This window comes from Spirosoma aureum (genome assembly GCF_011604685.1).
In the GTDB taxonomy this organism is placed as follows: domain Bacteria; phylum Bacteroidota; class Bacteroidia; order Cytophagales; family Spirosomataceae; genus Spirosoma; species Spirosoma aureum.
On sequence record NZ_CP050063.1, the window covers coordinates 6524013 to 6540005 of the forward strand.

Consider the following 15993-nt stretch of genomic DNA (forward strand, 5'->3'; position numbering starts at 1 on the left):
TAATATTGCGGCCTGAATGAATCAGTCTGCCCCCATTTTGCTACCAGAAAAAATCGCCCGACTGCAGGGCCCTATCGTTGTTTTCGGAGCCAGTGGCTTCATTGGCGCGAATCTGTTTGAACAGTTATTCCGCGTACGTAAAGATGTTTTCGCACTTACACACGACGCAACAAAAGCCTGGAGGCTAAAACTGCTCGATGTCCCGGCCGAAAATATTGTTCACTGCGACATTCTGTCAAATACCTCCGTACAGGACGTCTTTGGAAAAATCAAACCCAAAACGATCTTTAATCTGGCGGCTTATGGCGCTTACAGTAAACAGAAAAATGTAGGACTGACGTACGAAACCAATGTATTGGGTACGGTAAATATTCTGGAAAACTGCTCGGCCGACATGGTTTATATCCATGCCGGAAGTAGTTCAGAGTATGGATTTAACTGCACGGCTCCCAAAGAAACTGATCCAGTAGAACCTAACAGCCATTATGCCGTTTCGAAAGTATCAGCGGCTTATACGCTCGAATATTACGCCAAAGTTCACAATCTTAACACCCTTAACTTACGGCTTTACTCGATCTATGGTGGCTGGGAAGAGCCCGACCGGCTCATTCCGCGACTGATCGAAGAAGTTCGCCAGGGCAAATTACCTCCGCTGGTTTCGCCCGATATTAGCCGCGATTTCGTGTATGTAGACGACTGCGTCGACGCTTTTGTTCAAGCTGCATTGCAGGTCAATAAGGCCATAAGCGGTCGGTCGTATAACATTGCTACGGGTCAGAAAACGACCATGCGGGAGCTTGTCGATGAAGCCCGGCAAACCTTTAGCCTTAAGCTGGAACCAGTTTGGGGCAGTATGAACAACCGCAACTGGGATCTTGCTGACTGGTATGGCGATCCAACAGCGGCTGAGACTGATCTTGGCTGGAAAGCATCCACTTCGCTTAGCGACGGTTTGCGTCAAACTGCCGACTGGCAGATTTCGCATGACTACGAAAGTCGGGTAATTCCGGCCTTCAACACACCAACGCTCAATCCGGTCATCTCGCCGATTATTGCCTGTTATAAAGATGCGCAGGCCATTCCGTTTATGTATGAACGGCTGGTTAAAACCTTCAATGAAATGAAGGTGCGCTACGAAATTATTTTCGTCAACGATAATTCACCCGACAACACCGACGAAGTACTGGATGTAATTTGTGCCAAAGATCCGAACGTAATTGCCATTAAGCACTCGCGTAATTTTGGGTCGCAATCGGCCTTCCTGAGTGGAATGGAAATTGCTACCGGCGACTCGGTGGTGCTCATGGATGGTGATTTACAGGACCCACCCGAAGTCATTCCGAAGTTTTACGAAAAATGGCAGCAGGGCTTCGACGTGGTTTATGGCGTTCGAGTGCAACGCGAAATGGCTCCTCACGTTCATTTCTTCTACAAGCAGTTTTACCGTTTGTTCCGCAAAACGGCCTATATCAATATTCCGGTTGATGCAGGCGACTTTTCGATGATCGATCGGAAGGTAGTTCGTGAGCTGGTCAATTTGCCCGAAACCGAACAGTTTCTGCGCGGATTACGGGCCTGGGTGGGTTTCAAACAAACCGGCGTTGATTATGTAAGGCCCGAGCGCATGTTTGGCGTCTCGACCAACAACTGGACGAAGAACATCTGGTGGGCAAAAAAAGCCATTTTCTCGTTCAGTTTTGCTCCACTGGAGTTAATGACCTACGCCGGATTTGTACTGACGGGACTTTCAGTTCTGGGTATTCTGTGGCAGATATTGGCTAAATTCGTATTTTTCCCTGAAACCCCGGCGGGCATATCGACCGTTATCATTCTGGTTATGTTCTTCGGCGGGATCAATCTGCTGGGCATTTCGTTTCTGGGTGAATACATCAGCAAGATTTTTGAGGAAACGAAAAAACGACCGAAGTTCATTCGTACAATGGTTCGTAAGGGCCAGCGGGTCTACAAAACGGCGGCTGAAATCAGTACGCTGGTTGAGCAACGGAAAAGTAAGTAAATTTGTGTAAGCAACATTACTGATATGACATTACTCAATCGCATAACAATTGATCCCACTATCTGTCATGGAAAGCCATGCATCAGGGGAATGCGATGGCCCGTGGAAGTAGTTCTTGATCTTCTGGGCTCAGGAATGACTATTGATAACATTCTTGAGGATCACCCTGAGCTGGAACGTGATGATATCATTGCTGCTCTGAATTATGCCCGAATTCTTTTATCAGGTCAGATACCAGCTGCTGCTTAATGAAGTTTATCTGTGACGTTCACATATCCATTCGCCTATCTAAGTATCTGGCAACCTATGGAACCGAATCAGTTCACGTCAATCAGGTGCCAAAGGGTTCTTCTACGCCTGATGGAGAGATTTGCCAGTTGGCCGATCAGAATAATTACATTGTTATTACTAAGGATACTGACTTCAGAAACTCTTTTCTCTTGAAAAGGACACATCGTAAGTTAATCAGAGTCTGTTTAGGTAATATTTCGAATGATCGGTTAATCACATTGTTCGAGAACCAATTAGCATTGATTAAGCAATTGGATCAGGAGGATTCATTCTACATGGAAATCAATCCCGATACAACACTGCTTTACTAAGCAACTAATGTCCGCTGTTATTTTATAGTATGCGAAACGAATTCTCAGCCGCTGTCGAGCGTATTGCGCGTGACGACGAAAAAGTGGTTTTTATTACCGGCGATTTAGGCTATAATGCCCTGGAAAACGTTGTAGAAGCCTTAGGCCCCCGTTTTATTAACGCAGGTGTTGCTGAGCAAAATATGATCGGCGTAGCAGCCGGAATGGCTTACAAAGGCTATAAAGTGTTTTGTTATAGTATTGCCCCATTTGCCGTTTATCGATGCCTGGAGCAATTTCGCAATGATGTCTGCCTGCACAACATGCCCGTTTTTATTGTCGGGAATGGGGGCGGGTATGGTTATGGCATCATGGGCAGCACCCATCACGCGATAGAAGATCTGGCGTGTCTGAGCAGTCTACAGAACGTAAATACATACATTCCAGCCTTCGCTGACGAGGTTGCTCCGATGCTTGATCAGATTATTGCGGAAAGCCGACCGGCCTATCTACGTCTGGGTGCAGGTCCTAAAACCCCCGATGGAGCTGAAAAACTCGGCACCTTCAAACACATCGTACATAGCAAAGCTTCCATTGGAAATGTAGTTGCGCTAGGCCCGATTGCCGCCAATGTACTGACAGCCTTGCAGGATGAGTTGCTGGTGGGTCAGTTTGACGTCTATACGGCTACCAACCTGCCACTCGATCTGCCTTCAGGCCTCGCGCATCGCTGGGCCGGAAAACCATTGCTGGTCGTTGAAGAACATGTCTCCATTGGCGGACTGGCCCAACAGCTTTCGGTTAAATTACTGACCGACGGAGCAGCACCAAGTCATTTTGTAAGTTTGTCAGCCCAGGGCTATCCGAATGGGCTTTATGGGGATCAAAAATACCATCAGCAATTGTCGGGCCTTGATCCAGCCAATATTGCCCGGCAGTTGGCTTCGTTTACGAATTAAACTAATTTACAGTAGTCGGTTTAGGATGCTGCATCTTAGAACGAACCGGATGAAGTACGCCTAAAATCAAAATCCCGTTGCCAACCTTACAATACAACCCGAAAACCCGCCTGACATCGGCCCCACCACGGTCGGTCGGCCGGTTATTGGGTAGTGTGGGTGTGGCAATTCCAGTTATTTTATTCCTGGCTGTCTGGAGTTATTACGCCGTTAACGTGCCCAAATGGGACGACCACGCTCTCCGGGCATTCCTGTATTATTTCGATCAGGAAACAACTATTTCGGGTAAGCTATACCAGCTTTTTCGGCAGCATAACGAGCATCGGATTGTCGTTGACCGCTTCGTGGCCCTGCTCGACTATCAGGTATTTGGAAAGCTGAATTTCCGGCATCTGATGGCCATTGGAAATTTGAGTTTAGTAGGCTTGCTGGTCGTATTTATCGGCGTTCTGCGTCGCGAAAGTCTCTCTGTTTTGTATGCCATTCCTGTTGCCTTACTGATTTTCAACCTCTCTCACTGGGAAAATATGTTCTGGGGGATGGCAGCCCTGCAGAACTTCTCTGTCGTGCTTTGGGTTGTGCTGGCATTTTATGGAATTACATACGGCAATCGTTGGGGATGGGCAATAGCCTCAGCCATTCTGGCTACGCTCACTAGTGGCAATGGCTTACTGGTCTGGCCAATTGGGCTGGTTTTGCTGTTACTTCGCACCAGCGAACCAGCGGACTTTAAATCCAGAAATTATCCAAAGAAAAGAGCATTCTTACCGGTAGCCATCTGGGTTTTCAGTGCCTTGCTTGTACTTGGACTTTATTTCGCCGATTATGAAAAACCAGAAGGCAATCCTCCATTACGCGGTTCAACCGTCGATTTAATTAAGGGCTGGCTGGCATTCATCGGTGCTGCTGCCGAAGCATTACCCGTTAAATCGGCCCTTAGCGCCAGTATCTTGCTGGGTGCTTTAATGGTCATTTCAACATTCGGGATTATGGGTTGGCAGTTGTTGACCCATCGTCTGGCAATCAGTCGGACAATCCGAGGACTGTTCAGTTCACGACCTGCTATTTCCGGGGCTGGGATACCAGCCGGTGCACTGTTTTTTTGGGGGAGTGCGCTTTTCATATTAGGAACAGCAGCCGTAGTTGCCTGGACCCGAACCGGCTTTGGACTCGACCTGATCATCACAAGCCGCTATAAAATCTATTCGTTAACGTTATTGGCGCTTTTGTACGTCTATATCGCCGTTGCCATAAATCAGCGGGTTCGGAATTGGGTTTTATTTGGTGGATTAGCCGGAAGTTTTCTGTTTAACTGGTTTGCCTACCTTACTTTTCTGGACGATTCGATCTGGTTTCGGCACTGGCAAACGACGAACCAGTTTAACTGGACTTATACCACGAATCGCCCAACTCCAGCACTCGATCCTGTTACTCAGCACTATAGCGATCCGGCACGCGCGTTTTACGATCCAATCCTGAAAACCCTGTTTAACTCCGTACAGGCGCCGATTATACCGTTAACGATCACCAAAGCTCCGTATGGGTACGCTGTTCAGACTAGTACCACCGAAGCAACAGGTTTACCTTCAGATCAGACATTCGGGCGCGATGCAGGCAGTTATCTGCTGGTTCGGTCACCCAAACGATCGTATTTATTTCCGGCCTGGCAGAACCAACGGTCGCTTCTTAAGGCGCGTTTTTTACCCGGCAATCTCTTTACGCCCGGATTTAAAGCCGATGTCTGGCAAAGTGCGCTGGAAGCCGGTACTTATCAATTATTTGTCGTAACCATTTCGACCAGCAATCAGTGTAAGGTGTATCCAACCAATCAGCTTATCACATCAGCCGGTCAGCCGAAGGATATTAAGAAGAACTGGTAACTGGACCAATAGACTTCTACTCTATCTTCAGTCACCTAATGACCACATTTACCCAATTACCAACGTCATGCAAACAAATGCGCCAATGACCGCTACCGCTGCCCGACCGGCCCTGAATCACCTTCGGCAATTAGATGGCGTGCGGTTTCTGGCTGTCGCACTGGTACTGTTCGATCACTGGATGGCCGGGCGCATCGAGTTACCGCTCGGTGCTTTGGGTGTCACGATTTTCTTTGTGCTGAGTGGCTTCCTGATTACGCGAATTCTACTGTCGAGTAAGGATAAATTGAAAGATAAACCGAACGGCGGTTTGGGTAAATACCTCAAAATCTTTTACATCCGCCGAACCATTCGCATTTTCCCGATTTACTACCTGGTCCTGTTCGTACTCTATGCGGTTAACGAACCCCCCGTTCGCCAGACGTTTGGCTGGCTGGCTCTGTACGCTACGAACCTTTATATGGCCTATTATTCGGTATGGATGGGCACTGTCGATCACCTGTGGTCATTGGCGGTGGAAGAGCAGTTCTATTTGTTTTTCCCCCTGCTGCTCTTTTTCGTTCCGCGCCGGTGGGTTCCGTTAACCGCTACGCTTATGATTGTAGGGGCAGTTGCCATGCGTTATGTGCTCTATCGGGCTCGGCTACCGTGGTTTATTGGCTACGTAACCATGCCTGCCTGTCTGGACTCGTTCGGACTGGGTACGATTATGGCCTTCTGGTGGCTTTATCAGCGCGAGCGATTCCAGCAGGTATTTCAAAATTCGGTCTGGATCTGGATCAGTATTCTGCTGTTTGCAACGGTGGTCATTTATACGAAAATCTTACCAGCCATTCCTGATCCACAGGGATGGAGTGGACACCATAATATCATGTCCGACGTATGGGAACGACTGGCAGCCTCACTCATTGGCTTTTTCCTGATCGGTCGGGCGGTGCTGGGCTTTGGCGGACCAATGAAGTGGCTGCTCGAAAATCCGGTGAGCCAGTACATGGGTAAAATCAGTTATGGGCTTTATCTATACCATAACTTCGTGTTTAACGTCTATCATACTCGCCCAACTCATTTCACCCTGCGAGCCTGGCGACGTATTACGGACATTTTACCGTTTTTAAATAGCTCTTATTTTTTCCCGTTCTGCTTCTATCTGTCATTAACCCTGCTGATTGCAACGCTGTCGTGGTATTTGGTTGAGAGACCGATCAATAATCTGAAGGATCGGTTTTCGTATTGATCAGTTGTTTCTTTGAAACTGGCTCACTGGCATAATCGCTGGGCGTTTTGCCGAACTGTTTCTTAAATTCTTTGCTGAAATACTTCCGGTCATCGTAGCCGACAGAATAGGCCACCTCGTAAACGGTTAGCTGTTTCTGCTTCAACAACTGGGCCGCTTTTTTTAAGCGAATGGATTTTACAAAGTCATTGACCGACATATCGGTGAGCGCACGAAGTTTCTTGTACAGGACGGGCGCACTCATGCCAATTTGAGTGGCCAGTTGCGAAACACCAAACGCAGGATCGTCAAGATGATTTTCGGTGATCCGCACAATTTTGCTTAAAAACTGCTCATCCAGTGAGTTGATGACTATATTTTGGGGTTGGAGTGAAATCTGGCGACTATACTTCTGGCGCATTGCATCGCGAGATGACAACAAATTTCGCACATTCAGTTTAAGCATTCGCAGACTAAACGGTTTGGTCATATAGCTGTCGGCCCTAGTTTCGAGCCCTTCGACCTGCTGAGAAAACGTAGCCCTGGCCGTTAGTAAAACAATGGGAATATGGCTTGTTCGTTCGTCGGTTTTTAACTTCCGACAGAGTGCCAGGCCGTCCATTTCAGCCATCATAACATCGCTGATGATCAGGTCAGGAATATGCTCGATTGCCAGTGCCCAGCCTTCTTCGCCATTGATTGCCTCTGTAACAACATACTGCCGGATCAGCGATTCACGGATGAATGCTCTGACTTCGGCATTATCTTCTACCAGCAACAAAGTCGGCTTTGGGATAGAATCAATCGGCTTCTCCTCTTCGCCCAGAGAAAATTGTTCTAGTACAGGAGCCAAAACGGGAGTTGAAGCCATGTCAGTCACAAGCTGATTTGTCGCAAAATGATCAGCACCCCGTTTCAGGGTGACAGTGAAACAGGTCCGCCTATTTTCTCGACCATTTTGCAAATTACTTTCTACAGCGATGGTTCCCTTATGCGCTTCTATCAGGCTTTTCGACAAGGCTAGCCCAATGCCGTAACCCGTATTTTGTGCACCAGTGTCATTTACCTGAAAAAAATTGGTAAATATTTTTTTGAGATTTTCGGGTGCAATCCCCTTTCCATTATCGACAACCTTTATAACGACTGTGTCTTTTTGTTCCTGAACCAGAATACTCACAAAACCACCATCGGGCGTAAATTTGAATGCATTGGTCAATAAATTAAAAAATACCTTTTCCAGCTGCGCCCGGTCTACGTACACGGCAACAGTATTATTGCTATATAGAAAGTCGATTTTCATGTTCCGTGCCGTAGCCAGATCCTGAAAGTAAAACCGGATTTCATCAAGTAAGGCAATGAGGTTGACTTTTGTCACCTGAAGCATCAGGTTATTGGTTTCGGCTTTTCGAAAATCCATTAACTCATTCACCAGCTTCGACAACCGATCCGAATTATTCTTCACGTGCGTAAGCTGCGTAAAACTGTTACTATCCTGGCTGGCTGTTGTCAATAAATTCTCGATGGGCCCGCCAATTAGTGTCAGATGCGTTCGTATTTCGTGCGATATGTTCGTGAAGAAATTGAGCTTTAACTGCTGCAATTCGTGATCACGTCTCAGCGACTCCCGCATCCAGAAGAACCGAATCATGAAGTATAAAAAGCTGGCCACCAGCATCACATAGGTCAAATATGCCCACCAGGTTCGCCAAAAAGGGGGCATGACCTCAATCTCAATTCGGGCGTGTACCTTACTCCAAATGCCATCATTGTTTGCGCCCCTAACCAGAAACGTATACGTTCCGGCGGGTAGATTGGTGTAAGTCGCAGATGGTGTTTTGACGAAGTTCCAATTCTCTTCAAATCCATCAAGCTTATAGGCATAAGTATTTTTGCTGGCCTTTATGTAGTTCAACAGGGCGAAATCCAGTGTAAAAATGGACTGATCGTGTTTAAACATCAGCCTGGGCGCGTGGCTGATGTCTTTTTCAAGCAAGCCAGTTGGATCGTTGATACCAACAGGCTGATTAAACAGTTTTAACGACGTCAGGATAATCGTGGGATCATAGCTATTTGTTTTAAATTTATCGGGCCGGAAACGCACCAGACCATTATTGCTCCCAAAAAATAACTCACCACCGCTGTCCCGATAAAATGAATTAAGGCTAAACTCATTGCCGGGTAATCCATCATTGATGTTATAATTCGTAAACCGTTTTGTATCGGGGTCAAACCTCGAGAGGCCATTATCGGTGCTTAGCCAAAGAAACCCCTGTTTGTCTTCCAGAATGCCCAGAATATTATCGCTGGGCAGGCCATCTTTTTCGGTATACGTCGCCAAGTCTTTCAAGTGAACATCGTATCGACTCAATCCGCCAAAATAGTTACCAACCCAGATCTGACCTTTTGAATCCTCCTGAATACAATTGATTTGGTTTGTTCGTAAACTACCCTTGGTGACTCTATTATTTATAATCTGTTTTATGGATCGTCGCTCACTCGAAATAACGGTAATTCCATGTGCAGTACCAACCCAGAGCCTTCGTCTTGAGTCGACGAACAATATCCGGATAAAATCGCTGGTTAATTTTATGGGTGATGTGTTGGTTGTATACTGTTCTACCTTGCCGGATTTTTTATCAAAATAATTCAACCCGCTCCTGTCGGTTCCCACCCACAAATGTCCCTGCCCATCATCGGCAAGGGCGCTGATATCATCTGAACTCAGCGACACCGGATTATCAGGGTTACTGAGATACTGCCTGATTCGATTGGTTGTTGGATCTAGCACATTAAGGCCACCCAGGTGCGTACCGATCCAAACCCGACCGTCGACATCCGCAGAAACAGCCTTTACCAAATTGGACCGCAAACCAGAAACGCCCGTGTTTTCGTTCTGGTAGCGTGTAAATCGACCGGCCTTTCGGTCGAAATAATTAAGTCCACCCCCTTCAGTACCTACCCACAGATTATCTTTGCTGTCGGCAGCAATGGCACTAATCAAGTCGTTGCTGATACTGAACGGTTGGCGTCTATTCTGGTACAGAACAAAGGGCGTCTCCTGCGAATAAACGACATTAACGCCCCCATAATAGGTTCCGACCCAGATGGAGCCGTTAGCATCCTGCATAATTTCATAGATGGAATTCTGACTAAGACTTTTCCGGTTTTCAGGATCATGTTGATAAGTCGTAAATTTTTGCGAAGTGTCATCATAGATACTCAGTCCTTCCAATGTTCCAATCCAAATTCGATTCGATTGATCGACCAGCAGTTTCCGGATATTATTATTGATCAGGCTGTTTACAGACTTGTTATGTGTAAAAGCGGAGAATGTCCGGGTAGCCCGGTTATAGGCATTAAGCCCGCCGTATTTGGTACCAACCCAAAGTTTATGGTGTCCGTCCTCGGTAATAGCCGTTACATAATCGTCGCTCAGGCTGGTTGACTGAGTAGCATTATGTCTGAACGAGACAAATTGAAACGTAGATTTCTCTCGTTGAATACGAGTAAGGCCAGTTGATGTTCCGACCCATAGACTACCTTCATGATCTTCAAAAATCGTTCGCACGTTATTACCGGCAAGCCCCGTTGCCGACTGGAAGAACGTTCTGAATGTATTGGTCGATCGGTCGGTGAGCAGGTTCAACCCATGATCAGTACCAACCCAGATATTTTTATGACTGTCCTGAAAAATGCAAGTGATAGCCCGGCTGCTCATATCTGATTTTTTCTCAGGCCCAGATAGCACCTGCTCAAATGAATCGGTTTCAGACTTGTACTTACTTAACCCCTTCACCGTACCTACCCAGAGCGTATTGTCGGAATCGACGCATAAAGACAGTATGTAGTCGTCAGAAACACTGGCGGAAGCCACAGGGTCGTTTTTATAGACTTTGAATGTCCGGCTGTCGTAGCGATTCAGGCCGTTTCGAGTGCCGAACCACATTAAACCACGACGGTCCTGTACGATAGAAAGTACTGAATTCTGCGATAATCCATTATCGACACTCAGGTGATTGAATGCCAGATTTTGTGCAATACAAGTTTGGCCTGCCAGAACAGATAGAGCCAGAAGCAAGTATACATGGCAATAACACACAGAGACTTTCATAATCCATTCAGTAGTTGTTTCAGCATAACCTCTGGTTCAATATCAGCAAAATGATTCTGCGAACCAGATAGTATACCAATTAACGATATCCGAATATAAGAATAAATTGTATAGAAAAAGGATTTTGCTCCGGTGGTGAGCAGCATTTCGAACCCTACCTAGAATATAGTCTGACTATAAATAGCTTACAGAAAATTACAGCAAAACTGACAATCAGTCGATTTTACTCACAAAATCCTATCGTTTATAATAATCGCCCACTTCTTTTACGATTTTCCCCCTACTCTTCCGGTGATGTATACCACATTTGTTGAACCTAAAATTTACCGTATTGCAGTTCTTTACTAAATCTAAGCAGGTTATGCTCTCAACCATGCGTGGCCATTTCGACACAGTCACCCAACCTATTTGGCCTACTTCAATACTGAGTGCAGGCCAAACTAAAATTAACGAATCGAGGACAATTAGCGAGTCAGTTTTCATGCTGTTTTTCTGCTGCTTTCTGATGAATACGCTTTCGTCGCCGATCCACGCAAGGAACCGACCAGTCCAAACAGCTGCCTCAATTCGGATTACGGGCAAGGTAACCGACGAAAAAGGTGAGAGTTTTCCGGGTGCCAATGTATCGATCAAGGGCACGACTCGTGGCGTAGTTACGAACGGTCAGGGCGATCTCAACATCGATGTATCCGATGAGAATAGCTTATTGGTGGTCAGTTTTATTGGCTACCAGACACAGGAAATTCCTGTGGGCAAACAAACCAGCCTTAGTGTAAGTCTTGCGCCCAATGCTAATTCGCTAAATGAAGTCGTGGCTGTGGGCCCCATACCTGGAAATACTGGAGCTTTGAAGTACGGGCTAAAGTCCCGGCTCCTGGCCAACCATCTGGATGAAAGGGAAAAATTTCCCGCAGAAGAAATGGCCAGCCTGTGGCGAGATTGATATTATGGAATTTGTTGGGAAAGATTCTACGCAGATATATGGCACAGTTCATTAAGCAGATTCTTCAGGCAAATACACAGGTTCAAGAGAGAAAAACCAGTTGTCGGAGCACCCTACGACGGCTTTCACGTGTACGCACTCGAATGGTACCCCGATCGGATGGAATTCTACTATGATGACTTGAAGTACTTTGTCTTTAATACGGCACAGTCGCAGAATGGCTCTGAAAACCCTTTCCAGAAGATTTTTTTTCTGATGCTAAATCTGGCTCTGGGTCGTGAAGGAACGTTAGGGGGTCGTTTAGATACTACAATCCTTCCTTGCAAATACCTCATCGATTACGTGCGAGTCTATCAATAACGAGCTCTATATAGGTTACGTTGAGGCCTATAACCATCACCCCCAAAAGTCAAGTATAAAAATTAACCCAAAAACCAAAATAGTAACTTTTTACCCTAAACCCCCAACTATTATGACGAAGTATTGTCAGTATTTGCTGAACATAGCGATTCTTATTTACAGCCATTCGGCCTTCTCCCAAACCAATATTGATAAGGTAAGGTCAGCCATTATTTCAAGCAATCATTTTAACAGTAAATACGTTCTCCCGGCTTCGGCACTACCAACGGATACTATTCTGGCGCACATAAATGCCGACGGTAGTTTCAAAACCTCGATGTCGGCTCCTACACCCGAGGATCTGACTTCGAGCATTTTCAAGATTTCCTATGTATTCAAAAACCCTGACTCAACTGCTTATTATCAGAATGCAACGGTCAAAGATAAGCTCTACAAATCACTAAATTATTGGCTCTCAAATTATCCAGCATTCACCTGGACCAGTTCGGCCATGGCACAGCCTACAGCGTTGGGTATGATTCTGCTGAAATTATACGATAACTTTCAGGCCGACCAGACTACGCCTGCATACAGTAGCCTGATTGCTAATATCCGAACCCGCTCAAATGGATTTGTCCGCTACAGCTGGAGCAACGGGAAAACCATCGCTACGTTGACCAATCCAAATCTTGGTACCAATCCTACCGACGACTGGCATCGAATGGGTAATCTGGGTTACCGACTCTTCGGGTATTCGGGCATTATGGCAGCCAACAACGACAGCACATCACTGGATACGCTGTCGATTATGGTTGGCAACCAGTTTTCACTTCAGATCAATAAACCCAACTCACCAGTCATTGCCGCTCTGTATGACGGATCAATGCACCAACATGGCCCACAAACGTATAATATTGGCTATGGTATCGACTGGGTGAATGATCTGGGTCGGTTTGCAGGGTGGGTAAAAAATTCGAAATGGAAGCTGACGACCAACCAACAACAAGCCTGGGGCGACATACTTCTGAATGGTATGCAGTGGATGGTTTACAAGGGGAGATCGGCCCATAACATCGTTGGCAGACATAATTCTCTTACTGGAAATCTGAGTAGAAGTATTACCGGTCAACTCAATGAATTTTTAGGCAATGCCGACGCCACACTCCCCCAGTACGCGTCTATTCTCGCATTGAATAATAAATTGAGCACACCAAATGCCCATATTGACTCGACAAAATATCTCTGGAATTCCAACTTAATACTCCATCATTCGTCCCGGTATTTTGCATCTATAAAAATGCTCTCGAACCGAACAGTTGGCGTCGAATCATCCGATGCGGGCATTGGTCATGGCCTGATGAATTTCCATGTAGGAGATGGTTCAACTATGATTTATCGAACCGGTATCGAGTACAACAACGCCCGCGTCGGCTGGAACTGGCGCGCGATTCCAGGTACTACCATCAAGCAAAAAACGGGTACTTTACCACTAGTTCCATGGACAATCGGCTACGAAAGTGACAATACGCTGGCGGGTGGTGTATCGGACGGGACTGCTACAATTGGTATGTTCAGCCTGAGCCGGACGAATGCTTACCATAAAACTAAAGCGTTTAAATCCTACTTCGCGTTTAAAGACATACTATTATGCCTGGGCAATTCGATAAATGACACAGATATTGCTTCGGGCGATGTCTACACAACGCTCAACCAGTGTGAACGTATCACCGATATCACGTATAAAATCAACGGTGGATCAGAGCAGACGATCGCCTTGGGTAGTAGTGCCGATCTTGCGTTATCAATCACGAGTCCATCCTGGTTTTGGCACGACAGTACGGGCTACATCATAATTCCTGCCTCCAGCCTGGCTACCAGTGCCATTCTGAAAGCCGAGAATCGCAACCGCAACTGGTACACATTGGATAAGCGAAATGTCAACGCACCAGTCAGTGTCAATATTTTTCAGTTAAGTATCAATCACGGGTCAAGTGCTGGCTGGAACGACCGGACGTATCGGTATGTGGTTGTTCCTGCCGTCTCGAAAACTGATTTGATTACATTCTTTACCAACAAAATCATTAATCAGGATTCGGAATCCTTATATATAAACTACAACGATTCCAGAATCATATCGGCCAGCTACAACGGCTACACGGGTGTATTCTTTCCAGGATCAGGCACCGGCAAAGCATCCGGATTAGGCGCAGATAATTTGTCCATTTCAACGACAAACTATGCCGCCGTTCTTGTTAAGCGTAAAACCGATGGACTGGCGGTTCATGTGAGCGATATTCGAAATGGCTTTTACACTAACAACACCGTTCAACTTGGAGTAAATCGGCGCTTGCAGGCCAATTCGTTTACACCACCCCGTGCTAATGGCAGTTGCACCCTTACGCCATCTACGGATACTACGCGCATTTCGGTTACTCTGTCGAAAACCAGTCAGCTCTATGAAGGCGAACCCGTACAGATCAGCGCTCTCTTTGAGCCGGTAACGACCGTTAAAGACAGTTTGGTAGCCAGCGCAGATGCTTATGTTCAGGATGGAACCTATGTCACCACCAATTATGGCGCATCCAACTGGCTGGTTGTCAAAAAAGACGCAGCGTCCTATGCACGGGAAACATATCTAAAATTCAATGTCAGCAGTGTTTCTGCTCCGGTGGTCAGCGCGAAAGTCCGCCTGTATGGAAGCGCAGGTACCGATGCAGCAATCACACAATGGCAATTATACAAAGTGACTGACAATAGCTGGACAGAAACGGGAATTATATGGAATAATAAACCCGCGGCTAGTTCACTTGTTGCCACCCAAACCGGCAAGGTGGCTCAGGGGTATACTGAATGGGACGTTACCAGTCAGTTACAAACGCTCCCATCTGATGGCCTTCTGTCGCTTAAACTGATTTCTACTGTAATTGGCTCGGACACGTATGCTTCATTCTATTCGAAAGAAAGCGGTACAGTAGCGTGGCGACCATATCTGGTTTTTGAGACAGCACAATCAGGTAACCCCAATGCGAGGTTAAACAGCGATCGGCTAAATATACTGGCCGAAGCAGATCCAAACCAAAACAACCTGACAATCTATCCAAATCCGGCAACGACCGAGTGTTGGGTGCAATCCGAAAAGACAATTAAAAAAATTACGGTGTATAATGCCAGTGGAATTTTGCTTAACCAAATTCTCAATTTAAACACGAAGCAACATACTCTGTGCCTGGATGGTCTGGTTAAAGGATCCTACATTATAGTCATTACTGGCGACGATTTCCGGGAAACGCGAAAACTTATTAAATCAGAATAGAAGGTATTGGGTTTGTGTCGCAAATAGTGGCCTTAGACACTAAATACGAACACCATTGTCTACGACACAAACCCCTTACGATTATCTAAAAAAACAAACGATTACGATTTAGTACAATACGTCATTTGTCATCCTTCAGATTATCACCCACTAACAACCTGTATATCAAATTATTAATAGGCACACTCCAAGTTCAATCAAGTGCTTTCCCCGCAAATTTTGACCGCATTAGAGTATCGGATATAGTAGCCAATATTATCTGTAAAGCAGTCAATATAACGCTCCTCTCCCGACAATTCCACAGGCAGCAGTTATAAACGGCTGCTTTTTTTGATATAATACATTTTCGATTAACGAATGGGAATGGTGTCGAAAACCGGCACAGGGAATGGGTTTCTGTATCTACAGCATCCCCATGCCTCGGTACAACTGCTTAATACACTAATTTTGTTAATCAACTAATCTAATTGCTCACGCATATGGGCGGGTAATTGTGTAAGCTACCGTTAAAATAAATCGATAGCAACTTTAGTAGCCCATCGCCTTTGCTAAACTACTTGGTTACTGTACTACTACTAATAATTGAGCAGAAATTATGAATCGATACGAAATAAACCTTCCCGCTCAATAAAGTCCT

10 protein-coding genes are annotated in these 15993 nt (G+C 46.0%); 9 read left to right on the plus strand and 1 reads right to left on the minus strand.

From position 1 onward, the window contains the following. Positions 1 to 16 precede the first annotated feature (16 nt). The 6 genes from G8759_RS25975 (at position 17) to G8759_RS26000 (ending at position 6671) form a co-directional block, all read left to right on the plus strand. On the plus strand, positions 17 to 2017 hold the full coding sequence (locus G8759_RS25975; RefSeq protein ID WP_167214858.1) for an NAD-dependent epimerase/dehydratase family protein: 2001 nt from the start codon (positions 17 to 19) through the stop codon (positions 2015 to 2017). Positions 2018 to 2041: 24 nt separating this feature from the next. Then, positions 2042 to 2266, plus strand: coding sequence for a DUF433 domain-containing protein (locus G8759_RS25980; protein ID WP_167214861.1), 225 nt, complete (start codon positions 2042 to 2044; stop codon positions 2264 to 2266). Further along, positions 2266 to 2619 carry a DUF5615 family PIN-like protein gene (locus G8759_RS25985; protein ID WP_167214864.1) on the plus strand — a complete coding sequence of 118 codons (354 nt, stop codon included), beginning with the start codon at positions 2266 to 2268 and terminating at the stop codon, positions 2617 to 2619. The genes G8759_RS25980 and G8759_RS25985 overlap by 1 nt, the downstream gene beginning before the upstream one ends. 29 nt (positions 2620 to 2648) lie before the next feature. Then, complete coding sequence (locus G8759_RS25990; protein ID WP_167214867.1) at positions 2649 to 3557, plus strand: transketolase family protein; 909 nt, start codon at positions 2649 to 2651, stop codon at positions 3555 to 3557. 77 nt (positions 3558 to 3634) lie between these two features. Continuing rightward, the gene (locus tag G8759_RS25995; protein WP_232073948.1) at positions 3635 to 5437 is read left to right on the plus strand and encodes a glucosyltransferase domain-containing protein; all 1803 of its coding nucleotides are present in this window, start codon (positions 3635 to 3637) and stop codon (positions 5435 to 5437) included. A 67-nt stretch (positions 5438 to 5504) separates the two neighbouring features. Next, positions 5505 to 6671, plus strand: a complete 1167-nt coding sequence (locus G8759_RS26000) for an acyltransferase family protein (RefSeq protein WP_167214871.1) — start codon at positions 5505 to 5507, stop codon at positions 6669 to 6671. Here the strand turns inward: G8759_RS26000 and G8759_RS26005 are convergent. Then, entirely contained in the window at positions 6640 to 10761 is a 4122-nt protein-coding gene (locus G8759_RS26005; RefSeq protein ID WP_167214876.1) for a hybrid sensor histidine kinase/response regulator transcription factor, read from the minus strand. The two genes, G8759_RS26000 and G8759_RS26005, sit on opposite strands and share 32 nt — an antisense overlap. Positions 10762 to 11266: 505 nt before the next feature. On the opposite strand from G8759_RS26005, the gene G8759_RS26010 reads away from it, so the two are divergent. The 3 genes from G8759_RS26010 to G8759_RS26025 all read left to right on the plus strand — a co-directional run bounded on the left by G8759_RS26010 (position 11267) and on the right by G8759_RS26025 (position 15356). Then, positions 11267 to 11704, plus strand: coding sequence for a carboxypeptidase-like regulatory domain-containing protein (locus tag G8759_RS26010; protein ID WP_232073949.1), 438 nt, complete (start codon positions 11267 to 11269; stop codon positions 11702 to 11704). A gap of 129 nt (positions 11705 to 11833) precedes the next feature. Further along, complete coding sequence (locus tag G8759_RS36230) at positions 11834 to 12064, plus strand: glycoside hydrolase family 16 protein (RefSeq protein ID WP_167214887.1); 231 nt, start codon at positions 11834 to 11836, stop codon at positions 12062 to 12064. Between the two features lie 112 nt (positions 12065 to 12176). Beyond that, positions 12177 to 15356 (plus strand): polysaccharide lyase family 8 super-sandwich domain-containing protein, encoded by a 3180-nt coding sequence (locus G8759_RS26025; RefSeq protein ID WP_167214891.1) that lies wholly within the window; start codon positions 12177 to 12179, stop codon positions 15354 to 15356. Positions 15357 to 15993 lie beyond the last annotated feature (637 nt).